This is a genomic window from Arthrobacter sp. MDB1-55 (assembly GCF_059092925.1).
Genome location: NZ_JBNHID010000011.1, coordinates 1 through 269, shown reverse-complemented (window position 1 = coordinate 269; position 269 = coordinate 1). Strand labels below are relative to the sequence as shown.

General features: G+C 60.2%; 1 protein-coding gene. It reads right to left on the bottom strand.

The genetic code is table 11. The features are described from left to right. The coding region (locus AC5RU3_RS15640; protein WP_493966134.1) for a hypothetical protein at positions 1–226 on the bottom strand (226 nt) is incomplete at its 3' end. Positions 227–269 lie beyond the last annotated feature (43 nt).

Sequence of the window (269 nt, the reverse complement as noted above, 5' to 3'; positions counted from 1 at the left end):
TGGTCGTCCGCCCGGCACGGGCACCATACGAATCATCGGTCGCTACCGGCGGACGGTTCTCCCCCGACCGGTCCGGCAGCGTGTTAACCGGATTCTCACTGGCCGACTCCTCATCCTCCTCATCCGACTCCTGCTTCGGCGGAATGATGTCACCCCAGTTATCCACCAACTCCATGTTTTGCAACACCAGCCACACATCCCCGGCATTGATGTCATTGAGAACCACCACACTCCGGTTAACCCGGAACACCAACTCCGAATCCGCGCCC